At 52.7% G+C, this 23,601-nt stretch carries 22 protein-coding genes; 9 read left to right on the forward strand and 13 right to left on the reverse strand.

Features of this window, described 5'->3' with window-relative positions; all coding sequences use genetic code 11:
- Nucleotides 1-337: 337 nt before the first annotated feature.
- Complete coding sequence (locus tag BMY09_RS03760; protein ID WP_091354240.1) at nt 338-901, reverse strand: cache domain-containing protein; 564 nt, start codon at nt 899-901, stop codon at nt 338-340.
- A gap of 12 nt (nt 902-913) precedes the next feature.
- The gene (locus BMY09_RS03765) at nt 914-1,480 is read right to left on the reverse strand and encodes an acetate uptake transporter (RefSeq protein ID WP_091354241.1); all 567 of its coding nucleotides are present in this window, start codon (nt 1,478-1,480) and stop codon (nt 914-916) included.
- A gap of 550 nt (nt 1,481-2,030) precedes the next feature.
- On the opposite strand from BMY09_RS03765, the gene BMY09_RS03770 reads away from it, so the two are divergent.
- The 6 genes from BMY09_RS03770 to BMY09_RS03795 all read left to right on the forward strand — a co-directional run bounded on the left by BMY09_RS03770 (nt 2,031) and on the right by BMY09_RS03795 (nt 8,370).
- Entirely contained in the window at nt 2,031-2,825 is a 795-nt protein-coding gene (locus BMY09_RS03770) for a TOBE domain-containing protein (protein ID WP_091354244.1), read from the forward strand.
- Nucleotides 2,826-2,850: 25 nt separating this feature from the next.
- Nucleotides 2,851-3,606, forward strand: a complete 756-nt coding sequence (gene modA / locus BMY09_RS03775; protein WP_245756494.1) for a molybdate ABC transporter substrate-binding protein — start codon at nt 2,851-2,853, stop codon at nt 3,604-3,606.
- Nucleotides 3,607-3,626: 20 nt separating this feature from the next.
- On the forward strand, nt 3,627-4,301 hold the full coding sequence (modB, locus tag BMY09_RS03780) for a molybdate ABC transporter permease subunit (RefSeq protein WP_091354249.1): 675 nt from the start codon (nt 3,627-3,629) through the stop codon (nt 4,299-4,301).
- Nucleotides 4,301-5,380, forward strand: a complete 1,080-nt coding sequence (modC, locus tag BMY09_RS03785) for a molybdenum ABC transporter ATP-binding protein (RefSeq protein WP_091354251.1) — start codon at nt 4,301-4,303, stop codon at nt 5,378-5,380. The genes modB and modC overlap by 1 nt, the downstream gene beginning before the upstream one ends.
- Nucleotides 5,381-5,794: 414 nt before the next feature.
- Entirely contained in the window at nt 5,795-7,093 is a 1,299-nt protein-coding gene (ilvA, locus tag BMY09_RS03790) for a threonine ammonia-lyase IlvA (protein WP_091354254.1), read from the forward strand.
- A gap of 119 nt (nt 7,094-7,212) precedes the next feature.
- Complete coding sequence (locus tag BMY09_RS03795) at nt 7,213-8,370, forward strand: DUF3095 family protein (RefSeq protein WP_091354257.1); 1,158 nt, start codon at nt 7,213-7,215, stop codon at nt 8,368-8,370.
- 4 nt (nt 8,371-8,374) lie between these two features.
- On the opposite strand, the gene BMY09_RS03800 is transcribed toward BMY09_RS03795, so the two are convergent.
- The gene (locus BMY09_RS03800; RefSeq protein ID WP_091354260.1) at nt 8,375-8,782 is read right to left on the reverse strand and encodes a DUF3135 domain-containing protein; all 408 of its coding nucleotides are present in this window, start codon (nt 8,780-8,782) and stop codon (nt 8,375-8,377) included.
- A gap of 350 nt (nt 8,783-9,132) precedes the next feature.
- On the opposite strand from BMY09_RS03800, the gene BMY09_RS03805 reads away from it, so the two are divergent.
- The gene (locus tag BMY09_RS03805) at nt 9,133-10,233 is read left to right on the forward strand and encodes a response regulator (RefSeq protein ID WP_139203129.1); all 1,101 of its coding nucleotides are present in this window, start codon (nt 9,133-9,135) and stop codon (nt 10,231-10,233) included.
- 47 nt (nt 10,234-10,280) lie between these two features.
- Here the strand turns inward: BMY09_RS03805 and BMY09_RS03810 are convergent, their stop codons facing one another.
- The 4 genes from BMY09_RS03810 to BMY09_RS03825 all read right to left on the reverse strand — a co-directional run bounded on the left by BMY09_RS03810 (nt 10,281) and on the right by BMY09_RS03825 (nt 15,389).
- Nucleotides 10,281-11,252, reverse strand: coding sequence for a zinc transporter ZntB (locus tag BMY09_RS03810; protein WP_091354264.1), 972 nt, complete (start codon nt 11,250-11,252; stop codon nt 10,281-10,283).
- Nucleotides 11,253-11,366: 114 nt separating this feature from the next.
- Nucleotides 11,367-12,407 carry an asparaginase gene (gene ansA, locus BMY09_RS03815; protein ID WP_091354267.1) on the reverse strand — a complete coding sequence of 347 codons (1,041 nt, stop codon included), beginning with the start codon at nt 12,405-12,407 and terminating at the stop codon, nt 11,367-11,369.
- Complete coding sequence (locus tag BMY09_RS03820; protein ID WP_091354269.1) at nt 12,407-13,822, reverse strand: aspartate ammonia-lyase; 1,416 nt, start codon at nt 13,820-13,822, stop codon at nt 12,407-12,409. The genes ansA and BMY09_RS03820 overlap by 1 nt, the downstream gene beginning before the upstream one ends.
- Before the next feature lie 94 nt (nt 13,823-13,916).
- Nucleotides 13,917-15,389, reverse strand: a complete 1,473-nt coding sequence (locus BMY09_RS03825; protein WP_091354271.1) for an alanine/glycine:cation symporter family protein — start codon at nt 15,387-15,389, stop codon at nt 13,917-13,919.
- 220 nt (nt 15,390-15,609) lie between these two features.
- On the opposite strand from BMY09_RS03825, the gene BMY09_RS03830 reads away from it, so the two are divergent.
- Nucleotides 15,610-16,422, forward strand: a complete 813-nt coding sequence (locus tag BMY09_RS03830) for a helix-turn-helix domain-containing protein (protein ID WP_091354273.1) — start codon at nt 15,610-15,612, stop codon at nt 16,420-16,422.
- Between the two features lie 80 nt (nt 16,423-16,502).
- Here the strand turns inward: BMY09_RS03830 and BMY09_RS03835 are convergent, their stop codons facing one another.
- The 5 genes from BMY09_RS03835 to BMY09_RS03855 form a co-directional block, all read right to left on the reverse strand.
- Entirely contained in the window at nt 16,503-16,781 is a 279-nt protein-coding gene (locus BMY09_RS03835) for a hypothetical protein (RefSeq protein ID WP_091354275.1), read from the reverse strand.
- 29 nt (nt 16,782-16,810) lie between these two features.
- Nucleotides 16,811-17,368 carry a D-glycero-beta-D-manno-heptose 1,7-bisphosphate 7-phosphatase gene (gene gmhB, locus BMY09_RS03840; RefSeq protein WP_217647389.1) on the reverse strand — a complete coding sequence of 186 codons (558 nt, stop codon included), beginning with the start codon at nt 17,366-17,368 and terminating at the stop codon, nt 16,811-16,813.
- Between the two features lie 99 nt (nt 17,369-17,467).
- Complete coding sequence (glyS, locus tag BMY09_RS03845) at nt 17,468-19,570, reverse strand: glycine--tRNA ligase subunit beta (protein WP_217647390.1); 2,103 nt, start codon at nt 19,568-19,570, stop codon at nt 17,468-17,470.
- A complete protein-coding gene (gene glyQ / locus BMY09_RS03850; protein ID WP_091354277.1) occupies nt 19,570-20,544 on the reverse strand; it encodes a glycine--tRNA ligase subunit alpha in 975 nt (324 codons plus the stop codon). The genes glyS and glyQ overlap by 1 nt, the downstream gene beginning before the upstream one ends.
- Nucleotides 20,545-20,651: 107 nt before the next feature.
- Nucleotides 20,652-21,098, reverse strand: coding sequence for a YtoQ family protein (locus BMY09_RS03855; protein WP_091354279.1), 447 nt, complete (start codon nt 21,096-21,098; stop codon nt 20,652-20,654).
- A 101-nt stretch (nt 21,099-21,199) separates the two neighbouring features.
- Here BMY09_RS03855 and BMY09_RS03860 point away from each other — a divergent pair, with 101 nt between their 5' ends.
- Nucleotides 21,200-22,084 (forward strand): lysophospholipid acyltransferase family protein, encoded by an 885-nt coding sequence (locus BMY09_RS03860; RefSeq protein ID WP_091354282.1) that lies wholly within the window; start codon nt 21,200-21,202, stop codon nt 22,082-22,084.
- A gap of 68 nt (nt 22,085-22,152) precedes the next feature.
- Here BMY09_RS03860 and BMY09_RS03865 read toward each other — a convergent pair whose 3' ends face one another.
- Nucleotides 22,153-23,601: a TrkH family potassium uptake protein gene (locus tag BMY09_RS03865; protein ID WP_091354284.1), complete on the reverse strand. Its 1,449-nt coding sequence runs from the start codon at nt 23,599-23,601 to the stop codon at nt 22,153-22,155.

Here is a 23,601-nt window from a genome sequence, read left to right on the forward strand (position 1 = left end):
AGTGTTTTATCGCCCTTGAAAAGGGCTCCTACAGATGTAGCCATTCTAGGATGTTGGGTGGGAGGTGCGCCCTCGCGGCGAGTGTTTTATCGCTCTTAAAAAGGGCTCCTACAGATGCAGTTATTGTAGGATGCTGTTGTGGGAGGTGCGCCCTCGCGGCGATTGTTTTATCGCTCTTGAAAAGAGCTTCGACAGATACAGCCATTGTAGGATGCTGGTGTGGGAGGCGCGCCCTCGCGGCGATTGTTTTATTGCCCTTGAAAAGGGCTTCTACAGATACAGCCATTGTAGGATGCTGAAGCCCGCTTCCGCGGGCTTTTTGCTGGCCGGAACAGGCTTAATGGTCAAAACTGCCCGGGTCGGCCAGCTGTTCGGTCATCTTGTTGAGTTGCTCCACGGACAATGTTTCATCATAGACTCCGGCCGCCACCTGAATGCCGGTGGAGAACGCCAGATCAGCGGTCACAGCGTAACTTAATTTACGCGATGTCTGCCCCGCCCCTGGCCGGGTCCACTGATATTCAACCCAGCCGCCGTTTTTATGTTTTGCGGCGTCGCACAGCTCCTTAAAGATAAACTTGCCGTTGTTGTCGGTGACCTGCATGATCGGCCGTCCCACCAGATCCGGGCGCATTGGGTGGGCGACCATCCGGTCAAGCCGGCAGTCAAAGGCAAACACATAGCTGTCTTTCCATACCCAGGGTCCATCGGCATTGTTCAGTGATGGAATGGCCGAGGCCCCCTTGGTTTGCAGCACCTTGGCTGCACTCCACACTTTGGTGACCACTTCATCAGGGGTGGCGGCACCTTCATCGGCAGCGGCGGCAGTGCAGAGAACGGTCGTGATGGTAACGGTGAGCGCCAGCAGCGCCTGTCGGGTCTGTTTGCGAATAGAATACATGATGATCTCCTCTCAGGCTTTGATCCAGGGGTTGCCGACCGGCAGAATGCTGCGACCATAGACGTCAGCAAAAATAACATGCGCCATCATATACCAGGCAGCCAGTGCCGTAGCCATCAGTTCATAGCCCGCTACGACGGTGAGTTGTGGATAGCCGAAGTGAGCCAGATCCAGCAGGATAAAACCGATCAGCAGCAGTGTGAAAGTGGTGGCCATCGCGCCGTGAATACGCAAGGCACCAATCCACAGAATGGCGGTGAACAGCGTCCAGGCTACCAGAAACCAGCCAATATCGGTTTTACTGGAGACGTAGATGTTGAACTGGTTACCGATCAGCAGTAGCGCCAGTGAGATCCAGAACGCGCCATAGGCGGTAAAGGCGCAATAGCCAAAGTTGTTGCCGGTCGATTTTTCCTGAAAGCCGGCGATCATCTGCGCCAGGCCGCCAAAGATCAGCCCCAGCCAGATCACCGGACCGATCCCCATCCAGCCAACATTGTGAAACTGCAGCACCATTGTTGTCAGTCCAAAGCCCCCCAGCCCGACGACAGCTGGGTTTCCCTGCTTCTGTTGTTCCATCAGTTCTCTCTCCTTTATCCATTAATTTTGTATGGTTATTGTGCGACCATCTTATGGACTATCCCCGGCAGAGCAATGATACCTATGGCTAGCATTCTGCATTCCATTGATATCTGTCATGTTTGGCGCGGGCTAACCTGAAACAGAGCGCTGTATCAGCAGCCTGACAGGTTATCCGGGCGTGTTGTAAACAGGACAGTGAACGACATTTTTTCTGTTATATTTCGCAGAATTGTCAGCAAGCTAACAAAATAAAAATAAGATAATCCTTTATTTTCAGTTAGTTAAAGAATGGCATTTCTTATGCAGTACGCTATGTAGTGATACCTAATAACGGTTGTTATCTGCCGCTGCCGGATTTGTCCGGTACCGTTGCTCTGGCGATTAGCGGGCCAGATGGGGCAGCGACAGACCACCGTTAGGACAGGGGGAATAAGGCTTGGTTTGTGTTTATCGCGAGAAGCGCTATATAGTTATACCTAATAGCGCTTTTGGGCGATATCATGCCAGGCCCACCGGCTTTCAGACGGTGGTGGTTGAGGAGATCAGGATGAAGACGCCGACAGGGCAGAAGCAGGACAAGGGGCCATTGATGGATCGTGGCCGTAAATATGACCATCTGGAGTTGTTGGAGCAGATCGATGCCAGTGGCTCGATTACTGCCGCAGCCAGTCTGATGGGGATGAGTTACAAAACCGCCTGGGATGCGGTTGAAGCGATTAACAACCTGGCTGAGGCCCCGCTGGTTGAACGGCGGGTGGGTGGACGCAATGGTGGTGGTGCGGTGCTGACCGTCAATGGCCGCCGGCTGGTGTCGGCGTACCGTCGTCTCGATAAAGAACGGCAGCAGGTTTTGAATCAGCTTAATCAGGTGATGGAAGACTTTGAGGCCTACTACAAAATTATCAGGAAGTACGATTTGAAAACCAGCGCACGGAATCAGTTTTCAGGCAGAGTCAAAGCGATTAAACAGGGCGGGGTTAATGCTGAGGTGGTGCTGGATATCGGGGGCGGTGATGAGATAGTTGCTAACATCACCTGCGACAGTGTCGAACATCTGGAGCTGAAAGTGGGCGATGAAGCTTACGCCATGATCAAGTCATCCTGGGTGATTCTGACCAGTAATAACAACCTAAAAACCAGCTCCCGCAATAAACTTACCGGCAAGGTGGTTCGCTGCCATGAGGGGGCGGTTAATGCTGAGGTGATTGTTGAGCTGCCGGGGGGGAAAACCCTTACCTCGATTATTACCAATGAAAGCGTGACCGATATGGGGTTGAAAGTCGGTAGCGAGGTGACCGCGCTGATTAAATCGTCCAACGTCATCCTGGCCGTAGCCTGCTAACCGACTGAGTAAAAGGATTTAAATGATGAAACAGATATTACGTTTGATTACTGGCTGTGCTTTGCTGTTTGGTTTAGCGGTTGCCCGGGCGGAAACAGTTCAGGTCGCCACGGCGGCCAACTTTACCGCTCCTATGAAGGAGATCGCCGCAGAGTTTGAGCAGCAGACCGGCCACAGGGTGGTGCTCACCTTTGCGTCATCGGGTAAGTTTTTCGCTCAGATTCAGAACGGTGCTCCTTTTGATCTGTTTCTCTCGGCCGATGCCAGCAAGCCCCAAAAGCTTGAGGAACAGGGCTGGAGTGTCCCGGGCAGCCGCTTCACCTATGCTCAGGGATCGCTGATATTGTGGTCTTCACAGGCCGGCTTTGTGGCAGACGACAGCCCGGATATTCTCAGGTCAGACAGCGTTAAGCACTTGTCGCTGGCTAACCCGAAACTGGCACCCTATGGTGCCGCGGCAGTGGAAACGCTGCAGAAACTGGGGCTTTTTGAGCGTCTGGCTGGCAAGCTGGTGCAGGGTGAAAACATCGCTCAGGCCTATCAGTATGTGTTTTCCGGTAATGCGCAGATAGGTTTTGTGGCGCTGTCGCAGGTGATGAAAGAGGGTAAGCTGAGTGCCGGGTCGGGCTGGGTCGTGCCTGCTGATCTGTATGCTCCGATTCGTCAGGATGCGGTGCTGCTAAACCGGGGCAAGGATAATATCGCTGCAATTGCACTGCTGGACTTTCTTAAATCAGCGCCTGCTGCGGCGATTATCCGCGCATATGGCTATAAACTTTAACCTGTTCGGGAGCCCCGGCGATGTTCAGTGACGGAAATTGGGCGGCAATCTTACTGACAGTTAAGCTGGCCAGCATCGTGACTCTGCTGCTGCTGATTATCAGCACGCCGATCGCCTGGTGGCTGGCGCACACCCGTAGTCGCCTGAAATCTTTCTTTGAAGCGCTGGTAGCTCTGCCGATTGTGCTGCCGCCTTCGGTGTTAGGTTTTTATCTGCTGTTGCTGATGGGGCCGCAGGGCTTTGTGGGTCAGATTACCCAGGCGCTGGGGATCGGCACCCTGCCCTTTACCTTTGCCGGGCTGGTGGTGGCCTCGGTGTTTTACTCCCTGCCCTTTGTGGTGCAGCCGATTCAGCTGGCGTTTGAAAATATCGGGGAAAACTATCTGGAAGCGGCCGCCACCCTGCGCGCCAGTCCGTTAGACCGTTTCTTCAGCGTCGCTATGCCGCTGGCCCTGCCGGGCTTTCTCACCGGTAGCGTACTGGGGTTTGCCCATACGGTGGGCGAGTTTGGTGTGGTGTTGATGGTGGGTGGTAACATTCCCGGTGTCTCGCGGGTGGTGTCGGTACAGATCTATGATTATGTGGAAGCACTTGAGTATGGTCAGGCCCACTCTCTTGCGATTACGATGCTGCTGTTTTCCTTTGTCACCCTGCTGTTGCTCTATACCTTTAACCCCAACAGAAGAACACGCTGATGTCTGTGTGCGCCGATATTCATGCCCGATTTAAACTTAACTATGCCGGCTTTGCGCTGGATGTGGATCTGAATCTCCCATCGCAGGGGGTGACCGCGCTGTTTGGCCCCTCGGGGTCGGGTAAATCTACTCTGCTGCGCTGTATTGCGGGTCTCGAAAGAGCGGCAGGCTCGCTGACGGTGAAAGGCGAAGTGTGGCAGGATGAAAAACATTTTCTGCCAACCCATCAGCGTCCTATCGGCTATGTGTTTCAGGAAGCCAATCTGTTTCCTCACCTGAGTGTTCAAGCCAATCTCAATTATGGTTTCAAACGTCAGCCGCACCGGCATGATGGTTTCTCGCTGGATGAGATCGTTGATCTGCTGGGGATCGCGCATCTGCTGGATCGAAAGCCTGAGCGGCTTTCCGGAGGGGAGAAGCAGCGGGTTGCTATCGCCCGGGCGCTGGCGGTAAATCCCCGCCTGTTGCTGATGGATGAGCCACTGGCCGCGCTGGATCTGGCCCGTAAACGGGAGATACTGCCGTTTCTGGAAAAGCTGCATGAAGCGCTGGAGATGCCGGTGATCTATGTGACCCATGCCCCCAACGAGGTGGCCCGACTGGCGGACCACCTGGTGGTGCTGAATCAGGGACAGCTGCAGTCTGCTGGCCCACTTAATGAAACCTTCTCCCATGTGGAGCTACCACAACAGGCCAGTGATGCGGGCAGCGCGATTATCGAAGCGCAAATTACCGAACTCCAGCCACAGTGGCATCTGGCGCTGGCCAGTTTTGAGGGGGGCGAGCTCTGGATTCGCGATCTTAGTTTTAATGTCGGCCAGAAGGTGCGCTTTCAGGTGATGGCCCGGGATGTCAGCCTGGCACTGACGGCGGATCACAGCAGTAGTATCGCTAACGTGCTGCCAGCGGTGGTGGATCAGATCAGTGATGGTGACCATCCCGGTATCGCCATGGTGCGCCTGAAAATTGGCAGAAACTATATTCTCAGCCGCTTAACCCAGCGATCACTGCATAGCCTCGGGCTGAATGTGGGGGACAGCGTCTGGGCGCAGATTAAATCGGCAGCCATTGTTGAGTAACCCTCTTATCAGGGGCCTATCGTCCTCGGTTGAAAATCGGGAACTGCCCCTCCTGCTATCCGCAAACGGACGGGTTTATGAAAAGTTATCGCTGATTTAGCCCAGCAATTAAGGTAGCTTTGTTGAATGTAAGTACTCACTCCATAATTCTGTTAGCTGCCGATACTGTTGATTCAACAGCGTTCTATCTGTTGACGCAAACGATCAAATAGCGCATCATCGCAGCCATGAACCGATTCGCAACTGACAGCCGCAGCATTATTACCATCATTTCCGAGGAACTGGTGGGTTAGCGCATGTCTTAGCAAAACATAAAAAAACCCGCCCTACCGGCGGGTTTTTTTATTTCTGAAATCCGCCGCCGGGGTCTGGGTAACCGATTATTCAATCATGATTGAGATCTGGAGATCCCTGATGAACAACGCTGTTTTTACAGACAACACCACAGAGAGCTGTGATTACTACCCTGCCCTTGATGAGATCCTGACCGCGGCGCAACGCCTTAAGTCGGTGGTCACCCGTACCCCGCTGGTGCGGAGCGAAAATCTGAGCGAACGCTACGGTGCCGAGATCTATCTAAAACGGGAAGATCAACAGCTGGTCCGCTCCTATAAGATTCGCGGGGCCTATAACAAAATTGTTAGCCTGACGCCGGCACAGCAGGCACAGGGAATCGTTTGTGCCAGTGCCGGAAATCATGCTCAGGGGGTGGCCTACGCCTGCGCCCTGTTGGGGTTAAAGGCGACGATCTTCATGCCGGCACCCACGCCGGGACAGAAAGTTGAGCAGGTGCGCAAATATGGTAAAGCGCTGGTGGATGTCCGTTTAGTCGGTGACACCTTTGATGATGCCTTTCAACAGGCGATGTTGTTCTGTCATGCGGAACAGGCCACGTTTGTGCATCCCTTTGATGACCCTAAAGTGATCGAGGGCCAGGCATCTGTCGGGGTTGAGATTCTCAATCAACTGGCTGCAGTCGATGCTCAGGTTGATATGTTGCTGATGCCGGTCGGTGGAGGCGGACTGGCTTCAGGGGTGTCATCCTACTTCCGCGAGAGCTCCCCCCAGACCCGCCTGATCGGTGTTGAACCCGAGGGAGCCGCATCGATGAGTGGTTCATTAGCGGCGGGCAGTAATGAAACGCTGACTCAGATCGATAACTTTGTTGATGGTGCGGCGGTTAAACGGGTGGGTGAACGAACCTTTGAGATCTGCCGGCAGAATCTTGAACGGGTGATTACTGTGCCTGAGGGACAGGTCTGCTCCACCATGATGCAGTTATACAATCAGGAGGCGATTGTGGTTGAGCCCGCCGGAGCATTATCGATTGCGGCACTGAACAGTGTTCAGGACGAGATTCGCGGTAAAACCGTGGTCTGCGTAGTCAGTGGTGGCAACAACGATATTTTACGGACTGAAGAGATCAAAGAGCGGGCGATGCTGTTTGAGGGGCTGAAGCACTATTTTATCGTTAACTTTCCTCAGCGCGCCGGAGCCCTGCGTGAGTTTCTTGCCGAGGTACTGGGCCCTCGTGATGATATCTCCCGCTTCGAGTATTCGAAAAAGAATAACTGCGACCGCGGGCCCGCGCTGATCGGTATTGAGTTGTCCTGCAAAGAGGATCTGCAGCCGCTGCTGGCCCGAATGAGGGAGAAGCAGATCCGCTTTGAATATCTTAATGATCGGCAGGATCTGTTCCGTTTTATGGTTTGAGCGGGTCTGCTGTACCGCTCTCCTCCATCAACAAAGTGGTATATGTGATGCTTGTCAGCCGTGGCTGAGTGATTGAAGATAAAACAAACGGTTTTCGGTGATTTGGACAGGCAGAGCAGATGGAAGCGTTCTATCGGCAGTTAACAGGTTTCACAGACATAGCACAGATTGCGGATGGGCGTTTTTATCGGCCGGTACCGGATGACTGGTATGTATCGGTTGTCGATGTGCGTGGCTCCACCGAAGCGATTGAACGGGGTAACTACCGGAATGTTAACTTTATCGGCGCGGCGGCAATTACTGCCCAGCTGAATCTGGTGAACCCGGGGCTGCCGTTTATTTTTGGCGGTGACGGCGCCACGGTTCTGGTTACTGAAGCGATGCGTAATAACACCCTGAATGTGCTGCAGTCGCTGAGTTATCACGCCAGAGAGAGCTTTGCTCTGGAGCTTCATGCGGGGCTGGTGCCGGTTTCAACTTTGCGGGCGATGGGCAAAGAGCTGCAGATTGCCAAATATCTTTCCGGTGAGTTTGTTAACCAGGCGATGTTTAAAGGCGGTGGTATGACTCTGGCTGAGACACTGGTAAAAAACAGTGCAGAGTTTCGCTGTGAACCTCGTCCGGTGTTCAGCAAAACAGAGATCTTCAGCGGACTCACCTGTCGCTGGCAGCCCGTGCCTTCTGGCAACGGCGTGACGCTTTCGATATTGATTCAGCCCCGGGATGAGAATGATGCAACAGTGCTCCCCCGGGTGATTGCCAGGATAGAGCATCTGCTGGGCGGCTCTTTTGCCAGCGCGAATCCGATACGTATGGATAACGCTCGCTATCACTCGTTTCTGCATAACCTTAAGCGTCAGTTGCAGGCTTCCGATATCCGCTGTAACCGGGTATTTTTTCGCACCCTCTATGAGCTGATGATGACCGTGCCGCTGTTCAATCTTAAAGGCTTCAGATGGATACCGGGGATGCAGAGCTATGTTGATCGGGTGCCCCTGCACTGTGACTTTAAAAAATATGATGACACTCTGCGCATGGTGCTGGACTGCTCCCCTTCCGGCTATCGGGCTATAGAGGAATATCTGCAATCAGAACAGCGGTTGGGGCGGATATGTTTTGGTATCCATGTGTCGGATGCCGCGCAGATGACCTGCTATGTGGAGAGCATGAGTGATGGTGGCCATCTGCACTTTGTCGATGGAACTGATGGGGGCTATGCACTGGCGGCGAAGCAGCTGAAACAAGCCCTCAGTGATTCTGAAACGCAATCTGCCTGAGGGGTTAAAATCCTTTATGATTGTTTTTCTCAACACCGCGCGACTCAGCATCTGTTCGCGGGGGAAGCACGACCACCTTGCCGCGAGACCGCGCTGTTGGATCCGGTGATGCTTCTGTTACCACAAGGCTGTTGGGCACCTCTGTGGTGTAGTTTAACGTCTGCCTCAGGCGCCAAAGTTCATCGTGCATCATTTGCGAGATTTTGATACAGGCTGCAAGCGGTGTTTTAGAGCGGTACCTGATGGCATCGATCCGGAACTGCAGTTGCCGTAAGCGGACTCTCTCTTCAGGTTTTGCCCGGCTGATCAGTTTGTTTATCTGCCAGCGTAAATAACGCTCCAGTACCTGGGGTTTGATCTGTGCCAGCTCGCTCAGATGATCAAAATCCAGTGGCTTATATGGATGCTGCATACTTTACCCATACTTCGTTGTAAATGCGTCTGACTATAGTATGGCAGTAATGCAAGGTGACTGTGCGGTACTCTTTTTCAAGTTCATATTTTTCAAGTTCATCTTTTCAGGTTCATAGCTTCCAGATTGATCCGTTTCCAGATTGATCGTTTTGCAGATAATGATTTGAAGATTAGAGGAGCTTATTGCTTAATGCTGGCTGGAGTACTGCCCTGCTCTGTTGAATCTGGCATTGCCCGGTTTCGGCTGCTAACTTTAAGGCACAGTCTTGTGAAACGAAGGGATGCGTCAGGGGTATTTTCAGACGTAGCAGAGATTGTTTTTATTTATCTATTATAGAGAGCTCTTCAGTGAAGAAGACAAAAGCTGTGGTAATCATACTGAGTGATGAAACACATTTGCATGATGATGTTGCGCACTTTTTGCAGGCAAAGGGCCATGAGGTTGTGGTGGAGCCCGACCATTTTGGCGATTCATTAGCCCGGGAAGGCTGCAAAATTATTCTGATTGCCTATCAGAACCTGCTTGAGGGCATCGAGCGTTATAGCCAACTGGTGGCCGACTTTGGCCTCGACCGCAACCCGCATTATTCAATTGTGCTGAGTATCAGCAAGGATGTTGGTAAAGCATGTGAGCTGTGTATAAACCAGACCGTTGATAACTATTTTATTGTTAAGCCGCTTTACGATATGCACCGTTTAGCATTGCTGGTAAAACAGGCATTTGACGCCGTTGCGCATTCAGAACAGCAGTTGGCATTGACCTATATTGGTGAAGAGCTGCTGGAACATAAAAAAGCGCTCGACAGTTTTATTATCGATAATGTCGATAAAGGGGTTGAGTGCCAGACCGATACTGTCGACGCTTTTTCTGCCGCTCTGAATGAGCTGGCTAACCTGATTGCCGGGCACTCAGGCCGGAATCTGATTCTTGATCATCAAAAGATAGCGGAACAGACCCGGGAGTTGAGTGACCGTAAACTTGAGCAGATTTCAGCCTGGGCCAAAACAGTTAAAGAGGAGTATAACGAGCTGAGCCGGTTGCAGATTCCCACTGTATCCGGAAACCAGAAAAATATTGCCCTGATCAACGGTGATGCTGAGTACTCGGCATCTGTTAAACAGATTCTCACTGACACGGGTTTTAATCCGATGCTGTTTGAGAGCGCTAAAGAGGCGCTGCCAGCCATGATCTGTCAGAGACCCGATCTGGTGTTGCTTGATTATGAGACGTCTGGGCTGGATGTCCTGAAAGTGCTGGCGTATATGCAGAAGTTCAATCAACTGACGGATATCCCGGTGATACTGCTGACCGCACACAGGGATAAGGAGATTCTGACTCGCTGTCTCAAAGCCGGCGCCCGGGACTTTATTGTTAAGCCTGCCGACCGTGACACCTTCCGCGAAAAAATCAGTAAGCTGTTATCTGATATGACAGCGCCTGTCTCCTGATGCGCGGCGAATAATGATGGTCTCTATGCTCTTAAAACCAGCAGTGCTTAAAACCAGTGTTTTCGTTTAAACAGCCACAACTGTGCGGCGACCGTTGCTGTCATCAATGCGCTGACTATCCAGAATGCCCAGGGATTATCCGTTCCCGGCACGCCGCCAACATTGATACCGAGAAGTCCGGTAAAAAAGCCCAGAGGAAGGAAGACCGCGGCGACAATTGATAGCAGGTACATCCGGTTGTTCATCTGCTCAGCGAGTCTGTTAGCCAACTCCTCCTGAGCAACGGTTGCCCGGTCTCGGGTGGTATCCAGATCTTCAATATAACGGATCAGCGTATCGGTTACCTCCCGCAGTTCTTGCCGGTGTCCTTCAGTAAACCATGAAACCCGCATCTGGTTAAGCTGCAGCATTGCATCCCGCTGAGGAGAAAGATAACGTCGCAGAGATATCACTGTCCGACGAACTTCTGAGATCTGATTTCGCAGCTCATAGCGGCTGGTCGCGATCAGTTCCTCTTCAATACCATCGACGATATCTTCTGTCGCGTTAACGGTGTCGTACATTCTGATCATCAGTGCTGACGATAGCATGACCAGAAAATCCCCGGCACTGTCGGGGCCGGTGCCGGCTTCTATTGCGTCGACCAGATCCTTAGCCGACAACATTTTACGTCTGCGGGTAGTGATTATGCGCTTTCCATCGATCCAGATACGGATACCGACCATATCTTCGGGATCAGAATCAGGACTTAGATTCACTCCCCGCAGGGCTATCAAAAGGCCTTCATTAACCTGGGTCGCACGGGGACGGCTCTCCCCTGTCAGGAGTGCATCAATAACGACGCCGCTCAGACCACTCTTATGGGTAATCCAGTCACGAGCTTCACTATCGGTGTAATCAAAATGAAGCCAGACCAGTTCCGCATCCGGACATCCTGTTTCAATATCACTGCCGCTTAGTGCTTTTCCACCACCCTGGCCATCCAGCTCATAGCCATAGATTAATCCAGAACATCCCATATGATCAGACTCTCAGGTTCACTATCGATTTGGCCACTGTGGCCGACTCAAGAATAGCATTGAGAAAGTGACATATGCGAGAGAATCGCGCGATCAGTATTAACCTGTGCCGGCTTAAGCGCAGGCAAACGAGTATTGATCAGCGACGCTGCACTCTCCCGCCAGCGGTGTGGTGATCAGTTGCCTGATACGTTCCGCATCATATCCAAGACCGATCAGGTGGTGAAGTTTGGCGAAGCTGGCTTCCAGTGTCAGATCCGCCCCCGGAACCACACCCAGCCGGTTCAGAGTTGCACCGGTTGCATAGGCGCCCTGATAAACACTGCCCTGATAGCACTGGGACAGATTCACGACCACTATCCCTCTGCCTGCTGCCTTTTCCAGCGACGCGATCAGGGCCTGGTTTTTGTCCGGAGGATTACCTACGCCATAGGACTGCAGAATCAGTGCTCTGACCTCTTCAGTATCTATCAGACTGTCAATGATTCTGGCTGGAATACCTGGATAGGTTTGCACCATGACAACCGCATCAGGCTGGTATACCGGTAGCTCAAACTCAGGCTTTTCAGGTGGAAGTATGAGCTCCTGCCTTAGCCCGATGTTAATGCCAACCTCCCCCAGCCAGGGGAAGTTGGGTGAATCAAAAGCATCGAACCCAGTACTTTTGGTTTTCTTACTGCGGTTGCCCCGCAACAGACGACCATTAAAGTAGACACAGACCTCTGGGATTTTGTAGTTCCCTGCCAGCATCATACTGGTCACCAGATTATCCAGGGCATCATTGCGCAATTCAGACAGCGGTACCTGCGAGCCTGTGACAATAACGGGCTTATCCATTCCCTGCAGAATGAATGATAATGCCGATGCAGTGTATGCCATCGTATCGGTACCATGCAGAACGATGAAACCGTCATATTCATTCCAGTTATCGAGTAGCGTCTGGCCGATTTTGCTCCAGTCATCGGTTGTCAGATTGGCGCTATCGATCAGTTGCTCAAACCCTAGTAACTGATAGTCAGGAAGCTGATCAGCCGGTCGTGTGTCCAGTTGAGCCTTCAGCAGTGCTTCAAATCCGTCATCCGGAACATAGCCCTGCGCTGACGACGTCATGCCGATAGTGCCGCCGGTGTATAGAATCAGGATTTGTCGTTTCATCAGCTACGTGTCTCCCGTTCATATGATTGCGGTGCCAGCATCGATTTTGGGCTGAGCAGTTGTTCCAGCTCTGTTTCGCTTAACAGCTTTTCTGACAGTACCAGTTCCCGAACCGTGCTCCCGGAGTTTAATGCGATCTGAGCGATCCGTGAGGCGTTGCTATAACCGATATGAGGTACCAGCGCAGTGATACAGCCGATACTGCGATCTACCAGTTCAGCACAACGCTCACGGTCAGCTTCAATGCCTTTTATGCATCGTGTTTCAAACATTGAACAGGCGGAGCCCAGCATCTTCATCGAGTTAAGCAGGTTATAGATTATCAGCGGTTCCATCGCATTAAGCTGCAACTGCCCCGCTTCTGCAGCCATGGTCACGGCCAGGTCGCTGGCGATAACCTGATAAGCGGTCTGATTAACGGCCTCTGGAATGACCGGGTTTACTTTGCCTGGCATGATTGATGATCCGGGTTGCATCGGCGGAAGTCTGATCTCGCCGAAACCGGTGCGGGGGCCGCTGGACAGCAGTCGAAGGTCGTTGGCTATCTTGCTCAGTTTGATAGCAAAGCGGCGCAAAACCCCTGAGAACAGCACAAAGGCGCCCATATCTGAGGTTGCTTCGACCAGATTGGTTGCAGGCACCATCGGCTTGCCGGAGATCTCAGCCAGATAGCTGACGGCCAGTGCCGCATAGCGGGGATGGGTGTTGATGCCGGTACCGATAGCGGTGCCACCAAGGTTAATCTCGCACAGCAGCTTACTGGCGTCACCGAGACGATCAATATCTTCGCTCAGGGTGACCGCAAAGGCTTCAAACTCCTGCCCCAGTGTCATCGGAACCGCATCCTGCATCTGGGTACGGCCCATCTTGACCACATCGGAGAACTCCTGCCCTTTTGCTCTGAGGGCAACGATTAGACTTCTGATGGTCTCGATCAGTGGATCCGCCGCCAGCTGAATCGCCAGACAGGCCGCAGAGGGATAGGCGTCATTGGTCGACTGAGAGCGGTTCACATCATCGTTGGGGTGCAGGTATTGGTACTGCCCTTTCGGGTGCCCCAGTTTTTCCAGTGCCAGATTGGCAATGACCTCGTTGGCATTCATGTTGGTTGAGGTACCTGCTCCGCCCTGGATCAGATCGACCACAAACTGATCATGCAGATGACCATCGCGGATCTCTTCACAGGCGGCAATAATCGCCTCGGACTTAAGCGAATCAAGACTGCCCAGATCCGTATTGGCTTTTGCCGCTGCCATTTTTACCATTGCCAGTGCTTCAACCAGCTGCGGAAAATGGCTGATGGGTACGCCGGTAATCGCGAAGTTATCAATGGCGCGTTGTGTCTGAATGCCATACCAGGCATCCGCAGGAATTTCCATATCGCCCAGCAGATCATGCTCGAGACGTGTGTTCATGTGTTAGATTTCCATCAGTGATTGGGCATCTCGCCCGTTACCATTTGCTTATGAGTGTCCGTCGCTAACAGCCGTTAGCGACGGTTGTTGTGTATCAGGAGGTCGCCTTGACCGTGTTATTGGCCGCCGACAGATCGGTAGCGTCCTGTTGCGCAGGTTGCTGATCCCAGACGGCCGGATCAATATTCAGATCGCTGAATTTACTGGCATCGAATACCGGCGTTTCGATACCCTCTTTGCGTTGTTGTTCGTAGTCACGCATCACCCGCAGACCGGTCTTAAACAGTAGTGCCAGTGCCAGCAGGTTTGCCAGTGCCAGGAAGCCCATGGTGATATCGGCAAAAGCAAAGACTGTACCCAGGTCCATAATGGCACCCCAGCAGCACAGGCAGATGATCATGACCCGGAAGGCATTGAACAGATTCTGGTTCTCTTCACTGAAGAAGTTGAGGCTGTTTTCGCCCAGGTAATAGTTGTACAAAATGGTGCTGAAACCGAACAGCAACAGCGCAATACTGACGAACATCCGGCCCCATTCGCCGACGTGATCGGCCAGTGCGGATTGAGTCAGTGCAACGCCGCCCTGGCTGGCAATGGTGGCAGGATCATAGATGCCGCTCAGCAGGATGATGAATGCGGTGCAGGAGCACAGAATCAGGGTGTCGATAAATACTGAGAAGGCTTGCACGATGCCCTGATTCGCCGGGTGTGGGACATAGGCAACCGCAGCAACGTTAGGCGCGCTGCCGAGCCCCGCTTCGTTGGAGAACAGGCCCCGTTTGACACCCATCAGAATGGCCGCGCCGATACCGCCACCAATCGCCGGGTTCAGGCCAAACGCGCTTTTGACAATCAGTACGATAACGTCAGGGATGCGCTCGATGTTCAGTCCCAGTACGACCAGCGTAATGCCGAGGTAGCCCAGCGCCATGACCGGAACCAGTACTTCAGACACTTTGGCGATACGCTTTACACCGCCAAAGATGATCAGGCCGACAATCAGTGCCAGTGCAATGCCGGTGTAGTAGGTTGGAATACCAAAGGCATCCTCAAAGGAGGTCGCCACCGAGTAAGACTGCATCGCGGTAAAGCCAAAGCCGAATGTGACCAGCAGTAATACTGAATAGAGCGCCGCCAGCCATTGCCACTTTTTTCCCAGACCGCGACGGATGTAGTAGGCGGGGCCGCCACGATAAGTGCCATCCGGTTCTGCATTTTTGAAGGTTTGTGCCAGCGTACATTCGAAATAACTGGTCGCCATACCCATCAGGCCGATGACCCACATCCAGAAGATGGCTCCCGGTCCTCCCAGTGTAATAGCAACGGCAACACCGGCTATATTACCGCCCCCTACTCGTCCGGCAACGGAAAGTAACAGCGCCTGAAACGAACTCAGGTGGCCCTGCTGTTCGTGCCTGAACAGCTGTTTGCCGCTAAGAATTTTGAACATCTGGCCAAAGAAGCGGAACTGTACAAACCGCGATGCAATCGTGAACCAGAGACCCAGAGTGATAAGTACACCAATCAGGACTTTTCCCCAGAGCAGGTCGTTGAGAAACTCCAACATAAGACAGTCTCCATTTGCGGTAACGGGTCGCTATTATTGTTGTGGTGGAAACGAATATTTAATCAGCTTCAGGGAGCGCAGAACATTTGATGCTTTAGTGCACATTGGTGCCGGATAGCGCACTAAGTGCGCTAATGTGCGCCATCAATTGCTTTGCATCCGGCACAGCTTCCCCTTTAGAATGAAGCTCCCGGGCGTTGTTAAGTGGAGCAGGATCTGCATGCATCAGGACTTTGCCAGTAATCTCAGGCTGCTCTGCAGCTATTACAAATCGATAGCGGAAGTGTGCCGGCGGCTCGATATTAACCGACCTCAGTTTAACCGTTACCTCAGTGGCCGATACAAACCCTCTGCTCATACGCTGCTGCGCTTTTGTGATTTCTTTGGTGTTGAAGAGCACGAGATTCTCATGCCTCATGAGCAGTTTGAGCGTCTGATCAAAGTACGTCCCCGCCCTCAGGTTGCTGAGGCGTCTGAACCGCCTGAGTCAGAACATCTGGATCGGCTGCAACGTGGAGCGGCCAGCCTGGACAAATACCTGGGGTACTACTTTGAATACTATCAGTCGATGGCCTATCCCGGCCGGATTCTGAGAACGCTGATCTGTATTGAGCGGCGCGACGATCGGGTCTGCTATCAACGCACCGAGCGCCTGCGTGAGCGTCCTGGTGACAAGGTCTTTCATGGGGTTTATCTCGGTATCGCCAGTTTTCTGACCGACCGTATTTTTATGGTGGATTATGAATCACTCACGGGTAATGGTCTGACCCAGACCATTTTGTTTCCTTCCTTTAAGAACCGGGTCTCCCGATTGAGTGGACTTAAACTTGGCGTATCGGGGAGTGGTGAGCGGATGCCCTGCTGTGCCCGGGTTGTATATGAGTATCTGGGAGGGTCAGTTGATAAGCAGCGAGCGTTGTCCCTCTGCGGATTATATGCGCAGGATTCTGATGAGATAGAGCCGTCGATCAAGGCGATGATCCGTAACGAGATGGGGAGTGATGACTGGCACTTTCGGGCACTGTATATCTGACCGTTGGGCAGTCGCTCTGTTTGTGAACCTGCAAACGCTGGATAAGCCAGGCGCTGCTTATCAGGATAGTTCAGGCGTTGTTACTCAGGCTCTATCAGCCCTTTCTTAACCAGCGTGGCGTGAATTTTCAGTGCGCTTTTCTTCAGCCGATTAAGCTCCCCAAAGCTGGGGATATGCCCTGCGCCTATCTCGGCCTCCTTCTCCTCCAATTGCATATCAAGATAATCCAGCAGCTTTTTCGAACACCCTGTGCAGGGACCGTTGCACAGTTTTTCTATCGGTGTGTCGAATGGAATAGCGTCTCTGATATCTGCAATAAGGTTACGCATCGCTGTTTGAGTGTTCGGTTTAGTGGTCATGCTTTGAGTGTTTCACGTGGAACCTTTGCTTAGTCGTCCCGGTGTTGGTGGTAGATAATATGCGCGGCAGCCGCATCAAGGTCATCGACAATAACGGTGTCCTCGGGTAATCCTCCTTTGGCTAATGTCCGCTCCCCCTTCCCTGTTTTAACAAGTATAGGTGGGCAGCCAGCGGCAACGGCTGCTTCAAGATCGCGAAGAGAGTCACCGACGGAAAATACTTTGCCAGGATCGATGTCGGGGTAGCAGCTTAAAATATGCTGATAGAGGCCGGGTTGGGGTTTGCGGCAATAACAATTGTCCTCGGGTAAGTGGGGGCAGAACTCGATCTTCTCGATCCGCCCGCCCTGCTCTTCAACGAGTTGAACCATTTTGTGGTGCATCGCATGGAGTTCAGAAATATCGAAATAGCCCCGGGCCAGCCCCGACTGATTGGTGGCAACGCAGACGTCGAAACCTGCTTTTGTCAGGCGGGCGATCGCTTCAAGGCTGCCAGGGAGTGGCTGCCACTCATCGACTGTTTTGATGTAATCGTCGGAGTCGTAGTTGATTACGCCGTCCCGATCAAGGATGACTAGTTTCATCATGGTGCCTACCGCTGTATAGATATGTGCGATTAATGATGCTGCAGCAATAAAAATGCCGGTGAATAACCGGCATTTTTTAAACCCTGTTATGCTGCAATCTTAGCTGAGCGCAGAGATATCTGCCACGCCCAGGAACAGGTTGCGCAGCTGATTGAGCAGTGCCAGCCGGTTGTTCCGGATGGCCTCATCGTCAGCCATTACCATTACTTCGTCAAAGAACTTATCGACTACCGGGCGCAGTTCGGCCAGTTGTTCAAGCACGGCTTTGAAGTCACCCTGAGCGATCAGCGGTTTCAGCTGGTTCTCTTTTTCAGCGACGGCAGTTGCCAGTGCTTTTTCCGCATCCTCTTGTAGCAGTGCTTCTGATGCTTTTGATAGTCCGTCATAATTATTCTTTGTGAGAATATTAAGTACCCGTTTGTTTGCCGCAGCTAGTGATTTGGCTTCGTTCAGAGTCATGAAATGACTAACAGCTTTTACTTTGCGATCAAAGACCAAGGGTTTGGTTTCCATCTCTCCTGGTTTGGTTTCGACAGCAAGGTAAGCTTCAATTGCAATGCCTTGATCTTGATACAAAGCGCGCAAGCGGGACATTATGAATTCATGCACTTCATGATTAACTTTAAACCCTTCAGCTCTCAAGTTACTGTGCTGCTCTGTAGCAAATGCAATTAGTGATATAAGGTCTAAATCAAGTTCTCGCTCAATGATTATTCTTAGTACACCCAGCGATGCGCGGCGCAGTGCAAATGGGTCTTTTGAGCCGGTTGGTGGCTGATTGATACCAAACAGACCGGTCAGTGTGTCCAGTCGGTCTGCCAGCGCAACGGCGATACCGGGTTCGCTTTGTGGCAGTTCATCGCCGGCGAAACGGGGCATATATTGTTCGTTCTGCGCCTGGGCGACCCCTTCGTCCTCGCCGTCATGGATGGCGTAGTGATATCCCATCAGTCCCTGCAGGTCGGTAAACTCGTAAACCATATCGGTCATCAGGTCGGTCTTGGCGAGCATTGCTGCACGCTCTGCCTTATCCTGATCCTGTCCCAGTTGGGCAGCGATATGCTTAGCCAGTGCGGCGACGCGCACGGCTTTATCATGCAGGGTTCCCAGCTCTTGCTGGAAGACGATAGATTTCAGGTCTTCGATGCGTGACTCGAGGGTGCGTTTCTTATCGGTTTCAAAGAAGAACGCGGCATCCGCCAGGCGTGGACGGATAACCTTTTCGTTACCGGCAATCACCTGCGCCGGATCGGTGGATTCGATATTGGCGATGGTGATAAAGAATGGCACCAGCTGGCCATTACTGTCGGTGACATGGAAATATTTCTGATGCTCTTTCATCGATGAGATCAGTGCCTGGGATGGGACTTCCAGGAAACGGTCGTCGAAGCGTCCGGTCAGGGCAACGGGCCATTCGTTGAGTGCGGTGACTTCATCCAGCAGGTCATCATCGATCTGAGCGATACCATTGATGGCCGCCCCTTCCGCTTCAACCTGGGCGCGAATTTTTTCCCGCCGCTCATCAAAGTCGGCAATTACGTAGCCGACACTTTCCAGGTTTTCCAGGTACTCGTTGGCCTGATTCAGGGTGATGGCGTGGTTGTAGTGGAAGCGATGTCCGCGGGTGTCGCGGCCAGCTTTGAGTCCGAGAATTTCGCACTCAATCACTTCGTCTCCCATCAGCATAACCACCCATTTAACCGGGCGAACAAACTCAGTGCGTGATGCTCCCCAGCGCATCCGCTTAGGAATCGGCAGTTTGCTGAGTGCGTTTTCAATAATAGCTGGCAGCTCGCCAGTGATCGCTTTGGCGGGCACTGACTGGCTGAAGCTCATCTTGCCGTCAATTTCTTGCAGCTGGTCTGTGGTGGTGCCGCACTTACGAGCGAACCCTTCCAGCGCTTTGGAGGGGTTGCCCTGCTCGTCAAATGCGATCCGCGCCGGTGGTCCCTGCATCATGAATGTGCTGCTGGGGACTTCATCAGCCAGGTTGTTGATCAGCAGAGCAAGGCGGCGAGGTGCGGCATAGGCGTTAACGGTGGTATCGGCAAGCAGTGTTGCGGCTTGTTTACCAAACAGCTCATTGATGCCGGCCATGACTTCGCTTTCGAGTGCCTTGGACAGAGTGCTCAGGGCTTTAGGTGGCAGCTCTTCTGTGCCGAGTTCGAAGAGAAAATCCTGACGGTTCACGGTATCAGTCATCACTTGCTCTCCTCTTCGCAGGCGGCTAAAACTTCGTTGCGGATGCTCTCTTCGGCCAGTGGGAAACCGAGCCCCTTACGGGTGTTGAAATAAGCATGTGCGACCTCCCGGGCCAGGGTGCGGACGCGCAGAATGAATCTCTGACGCTCAGTAACAGAGATCGCGTGGCGGGCATCCAGCAGGTTGAAGGTGTGGGATGCTTTCAATACCTGCTCATAGGCGGGCAGTGGCAGAGGTGTCTCCAGCGCCAGAAGCTTATTGCATTCCGCTTCGTGATGGTCGAAGTTGCGGAACAGCTGAGGGACGTCGGCGTGCTCAAAGTTGTAGGTGGACTGCTCCACTTCATTCTGGTGGAACACGTCGCCGTAGGTTACCGGGCTGCCGTCTGGGTTGTAGGTCCAGATCAGGTCGTAAACGCTCTCAACGTCCTGCAGGTACATGGCGATACGTTCGAGGCCGTAAGTGATCTCTCCGGTGACTGGATAGCACTCAATGCCCCCCGCCTGTTGGAAGTAAGTGAACTGGGTGACCTCCATGCCATTCAGCCATACCTCCCAGCCAAGACCCCATGCGCCCAGGGTGGGTGATTCCCAGTTGTCCTCTACAAAACGTACATCGTGGACATTGAGATCCAGTCCCATGCGTTCAAGTGAGCCCAGATAGAGCTCCTGGAAGTTATCGGGAGAGGGTTTCATCACAACCTGGAACTGGTAGTAGTGTTGCAGGCGGTTGGGGTTCTCGCCATAGCGGCCATCGGTTGGCCGGCGGCTGGGTTGCACGTATGCGGAGTTCCAGTTTTCGGGACCGATTGAACGCAGGAATGTTGCTGGATGGAAGGTGCCTGCGCCCACTTCCATATCCAGTGGTTGCACTATTACACAGCCCTGCTCTGACCAATACTCTTGCAGTGCCAGGATCAGCCCTTGAAAAGTGCTGGCATCCGGTCTCGCTTTATCTGTCACTGAGATCACCATTTCGAATCTGTTTGTACAAAAATAGAGCGAAATTATACACGAATTCCAGGCAGTTAGAGTGCCTGGTTGAAGGATATGGCTGGTTTTTCAGTTCCTTTTAGCGCTATTTAGTAGTCCTGGCACAGGTACCTGAGGATCTCGATCACCTGTTCAGTGTTTTCTGCTACCGCCATTGCGGCAGCGTCGACCTCTTTCAGGGGATGGGTGAGTTCTTTTGCGTGCTCTACTATCAGCGACTTTCCCAGTGCTGTCGCGATGCCTGCATCAAAGGCAGCGTTCCACTGTTTGTATTTTTCGCCAAAGCGGACGATAACGATATCTGCTCTGTTGAGTGCCGTCATATGTCTTATGCTATTCAGCTTGGCAGCTTTATGGTCTTTCCAGAACGGCTTCTCCTCTGCTCCCAGGATGCCTGCTCCACACTCGTCGCTGCTATCATGGTCGGTGTTGGGTGTCAGGATCTCGATGGGCAGGTTGTGTTCTTGAGTGGCGTTTTTGATCTTTTCCCGCCAGTCTGAATGGATCTCACCCGACAGGTATACGGTGTATTTCATCTCGGCCTCTTCGTTATGTTGGTTATATCAGGAGGCTGCATTATATAATCGTTACACTGCCTTTGGCTGTTATTCTAATTTTGCTATATGAAAGGTTCCACGTGAAACATTTGAAAGGCTGGTTGTCCGTGTCGGTTTTATGGTTGCTTGCGTTGTTGCCCCTCAGGCTGGCACAGAGGTTCGGCGCAGGGTTGGGTGCGCGGGCATATAAGAAAAAAGGTAAAAGCTACAATGTCACCCAGATGAATATCGATCTCTGCTTTCCTGAGCTGACTGCTGATCAGAAGAATGGACTGGCAAAAGCAAGCCTGATCGAAACTGGCAAGATGGCCGGTGAGCTGGGTATGAGCTGGCTGTGGCGGTCGGAACGGGTGATGGCTAAGGTGCGCAACGTTCATGGCGAGGAGATCATGGCGGATGCCCTGAGTCAGGGGCGGGGTGTGATTGTGATCGGCCCCCATCTTGGCAACTGGGAGGTGTTGGGGCTCTATCTGAGCACCCGGTATAAGCTGACATCGATGTACCGTCCACCTAAGATTGAGTTGATGGACCGCCTTATTCGTAAGAAACGAGCCCGGCTCGGTGCTCAGCTTGCCCCGGCAAATGTTAAAGGTGTGCGCATGGCGATGAAGGCGCTGAGGGCTGGTGAAGTGTTGGGGATTCTGCCAGATCAGGAGGCCGATAGCGGCAGTGGTATCTTTGTCCCCTTCTTTGGTCAGCCAGCTTATACCATGAAGCTGTTGCCGCAGCTGGCAGCGCAAACGGGCGCAGTGGTGGTCTCGGCTTATGCCCGGCGGTTGCCGGATGCGCAAGGCTTTGAGATCTTTTTTCATAAAGCGCCTGAGCAGATCAATGAGAAGGATCTGCAGTGCTCGGCCACGGCGATGAATGCCGAAGTTGAATATTGTGTGCGGCAGATGCCGGAGCAGTATCAGTGGGAGTATAAGCGCTTTCAGCATCGGCCGGATGGCGGGCGGATGTATTGATCAGGCGGGTCGCGCTGATGCATCTGGCGCCTGTAGAAAGAAAAAGGGCTTGCGCCCTTTTTTCTTTTTTAGCGTTTCCAGAACGAGGGCGTAAAGAGCACCAGCAAGGTGAATACTTCAAGGCGACCCAGCAACATGGCAAAGGTCAGTACCCATTTGGCGGTACTGTTCAGGTCGCCATAATGGGTTTCTACCTCGCCAAGACCCGGACCCAGGTTGTTGAGTGTCGCGCCCACTGCTGACCAGGCTGTTACCTGATCAAGACCGGTGCCCAGCAGAATGATCAGCATCAGAATAAAGACGATCAGATAGACAGAGAAAAAGCCCCAGACCGCTTCCAGAATCCGGTCTGAGATCGGTTCTCTGCCCAGCTTAACCGGGATGACTGCATTGGGGTGGATCAGGCGTTTTATCTCACGATGGCCCTGTTTCAGGATCAGCAGGACACGAATCACCTTCATGCCGCCACCGGTTGACCCCGCGCAGCCGCCGGCAAACGCCGCCACAAAGAGCAGGAATGGCAGCATTACCGGCCATTGGGCAAAGTCTGCTGTGGCGAAGCCGGTGGTCGTGGCGATTGAGACAACTTCAAAAATAGCCTTGCGGATTGATTCGACAGGCGCATAGGTTTCTGTCAGCGTCAGTACTACTGCTGACAGGCTGATGATACTGAAGAGAATTATCAGATAAAATTTGAACTCAGGGTCCTGGAAATAGTGACTGAATGTTCGCTGACGCCAGGCAAAAAAGTGCAGACCGAAATTGATGGCGGAGATTACCATAAAAAAGGTGCAGACCCCTTCGATCAGCGGGCTGTCAAAGTAACCGATGCTGGCATCGTGGGTGGAAAAACCGCCGATAGCGACCGTGGAGAAGCTGTGGCCGATGGCATCGAACGGCGTCATACCCGCAATCCAGTAACCCAGAGCACAGGCAATCGTAAGAGACAGATAGATATACCACAACGCCTTAGCGGTCTCAGTTATACGGGGGGTGAGTTTGCTGTCTTTTACCGGTCCGGGGGTTTCTGCGCGGTAAAGCTGCATGCCGCCGATACCGAGCATTGGCAGAATCGCCACCGCCAGTACGATGATTCCCATACCACCAAGCCACTGCAGCTGCTGGCGGTAGAACAGAATCGACTCTGGCAGAACGTCGATACCGGTCATAACCGTGGCGCCGGTAGTCGTCAGCCCCGACAGGGATTCAAAAACCGCATCAACGAAGGATAGTCCCGGGTCTTTGGATAGCATAAAGGGGATCGCCCCGAACAGCCCCAGCACGACCCAGAATAGCACGGTGATCAGAAAGCCATCCCGGGTTCTGAGATCTTCTCTGACCCGGTAAACCGGCGACCAGATAATAAATCCGGTCAGCAGTGTGATGGTGAAACCCGAAATAAAGGCCATATGGGTGCCGTCATGGTAGCCATATGAGATTGCCAGTGGCGGCAGCATGGTGATGCTGAAAATCATCAGCAGCAGGCCGAGAATCCGGAGTATTACCTTGTAATGCAT

This window comes from Amphritea atlantica (genome assembly GCF_900111095.1).
Classification (GTDB): Bacteria; Pseudomonadota; Gammaproteobacteria; order Pseudomonadales; family Balneatricaceae; genus Amphritea; species Amphritea atlantica.

Bases quoted from the DNA above. Each gene is read 5' to 3' on its own strand.
- BMY09_RS03800 (WP_091354260.1), bottom strand. From the start codon at position 8,782: ATGCAGCATCCATATAAGCCACTGGATTTTGATCATCTGAGCGAGCTG.
- ansA (WP_091354267.1), bottom strand. From the start codon at position 12,407: ATGAAACGACAAATCCTGATTCTATACACCGGCGGCACTATCGGCATG.
- BMY09_RS03760 (WP_091354240.1), bottom strand. From the start codon at position 901: ATGTATTCTATTCGCAAACAGACCCGACAGGCGCTGCTGGCGCTCACC.
- modB (WP_091354249.1), top strand. From the start codon at position 3,627: ATGTTCAGTGACGGAAATTGGGCGGCAATCTTACTGACAGTTAAGCTG.
- glyS (WP_217647390.1), bottom strand. From the start codon at position 19,570: ATGACTGATACCGTGAACCGTCAGGATTTTCTCTTCGAACTCGGCACA.
- BMY09_RS03855 (WP_091354279.1), bottom strand. From the start codon at position 21,098: ATGAAATACACCGTATACCTGTCGGGTGAGATCCATTCAGACTGGCGG.
- modC (WP_091354251.1), top strand. From the start codon at position 4,301: ATGTCTGTGTGCGCCGATATTCATGCCCGATTTAAACTTAACTATGCC.
- glyQ (WP_091354277.1), bottom strand. From the start codon at position 20,544: ATGGTGATCTCAGTGACAGATAAAGCGAGACCGGATGCCAGCACTTTT.
- BMY09_RS03795 (WP_091354257.1), top strand. From the start codon at position 7,213: ATGGAAGCGTTCTATCGGCAGTTAACAGGTTTCACAGACATAGCACAG.
- BMY09_RS03810 (WP_091354264.1), bottom strand. From the start codon at position 11,252: ATGGGATGTTCTGGATTAATCTATGGCTATGAGCTGGATGGCCAGGGT.
- ilvA (WP_091354254.1), top strand. From the start codon at position 5,795: ATGAACAACGCTGTTTTTACAGACAACACCACAGAGAGCTGTGATTAC.
- BMY09_RS03830 (WP_091354273.1), top strand. From the start codon at position 15,610: ATGCATCAGGACTTTGCCAGTAATCTCAGGCTGCTCTGCAGCTATTAC.
- BMY09_RS03865 (WP_091354284.1), bottom strand. From the start codon at position 23,601: ATGCATTACAAGGTAATACTCCGGATTCTCGGCCTGCTGCTGATGATT.
- BMY09_RS03820 (WP_091354269.1), bottom strand. From the start codon at position 13,822: ATGAACACACGTCTCGAGCATGATCTGCTGGGCGATATGGAAATTCCT.
- gmhB (WP_217647389.1), bottom strand. From the start codon at position 17,368: ATGATGAAACTAGTCATCCTTGATCGGGACGGCGTAATCAACTACGAC.
- BMY09_RS03770 (WP_091354244.1), top strand. From the start codon at position 2,031: ATGAAGACGCCGACAGGGCAGAAGCAGGACAAGGGGCCATTGATGGAT.
- BMY09_RS03835 (WP_091354275.1), bottom strand. From the start codon at position 16,781: ATGACCACTAAACCGAACACTCAAACAGCGATGCGTAACCTTATTGCA.
- BMY09_RS03825 (WP_091354271.1), bottom strand. From the start codon at position 15,389: ATGTTGGAGTTTCTCAACGACCTGCTCTGGGGAAAAGTCCTGATTGGT.
- BMY09_RS03765 (WP_091354241.1), bottom strand. From the start codon at position 1,480: ATGGAACAACAGAAGCAGGGAAACCCAGCTGTCGTCGGGCTGGGGGGC.
- modA (WP_245756494.1), top strand. From the start codon at position 2,851: ATGAAACAGATATTACGTTTGATTACTGGCTGTGCTTTGCTGTTTGGT.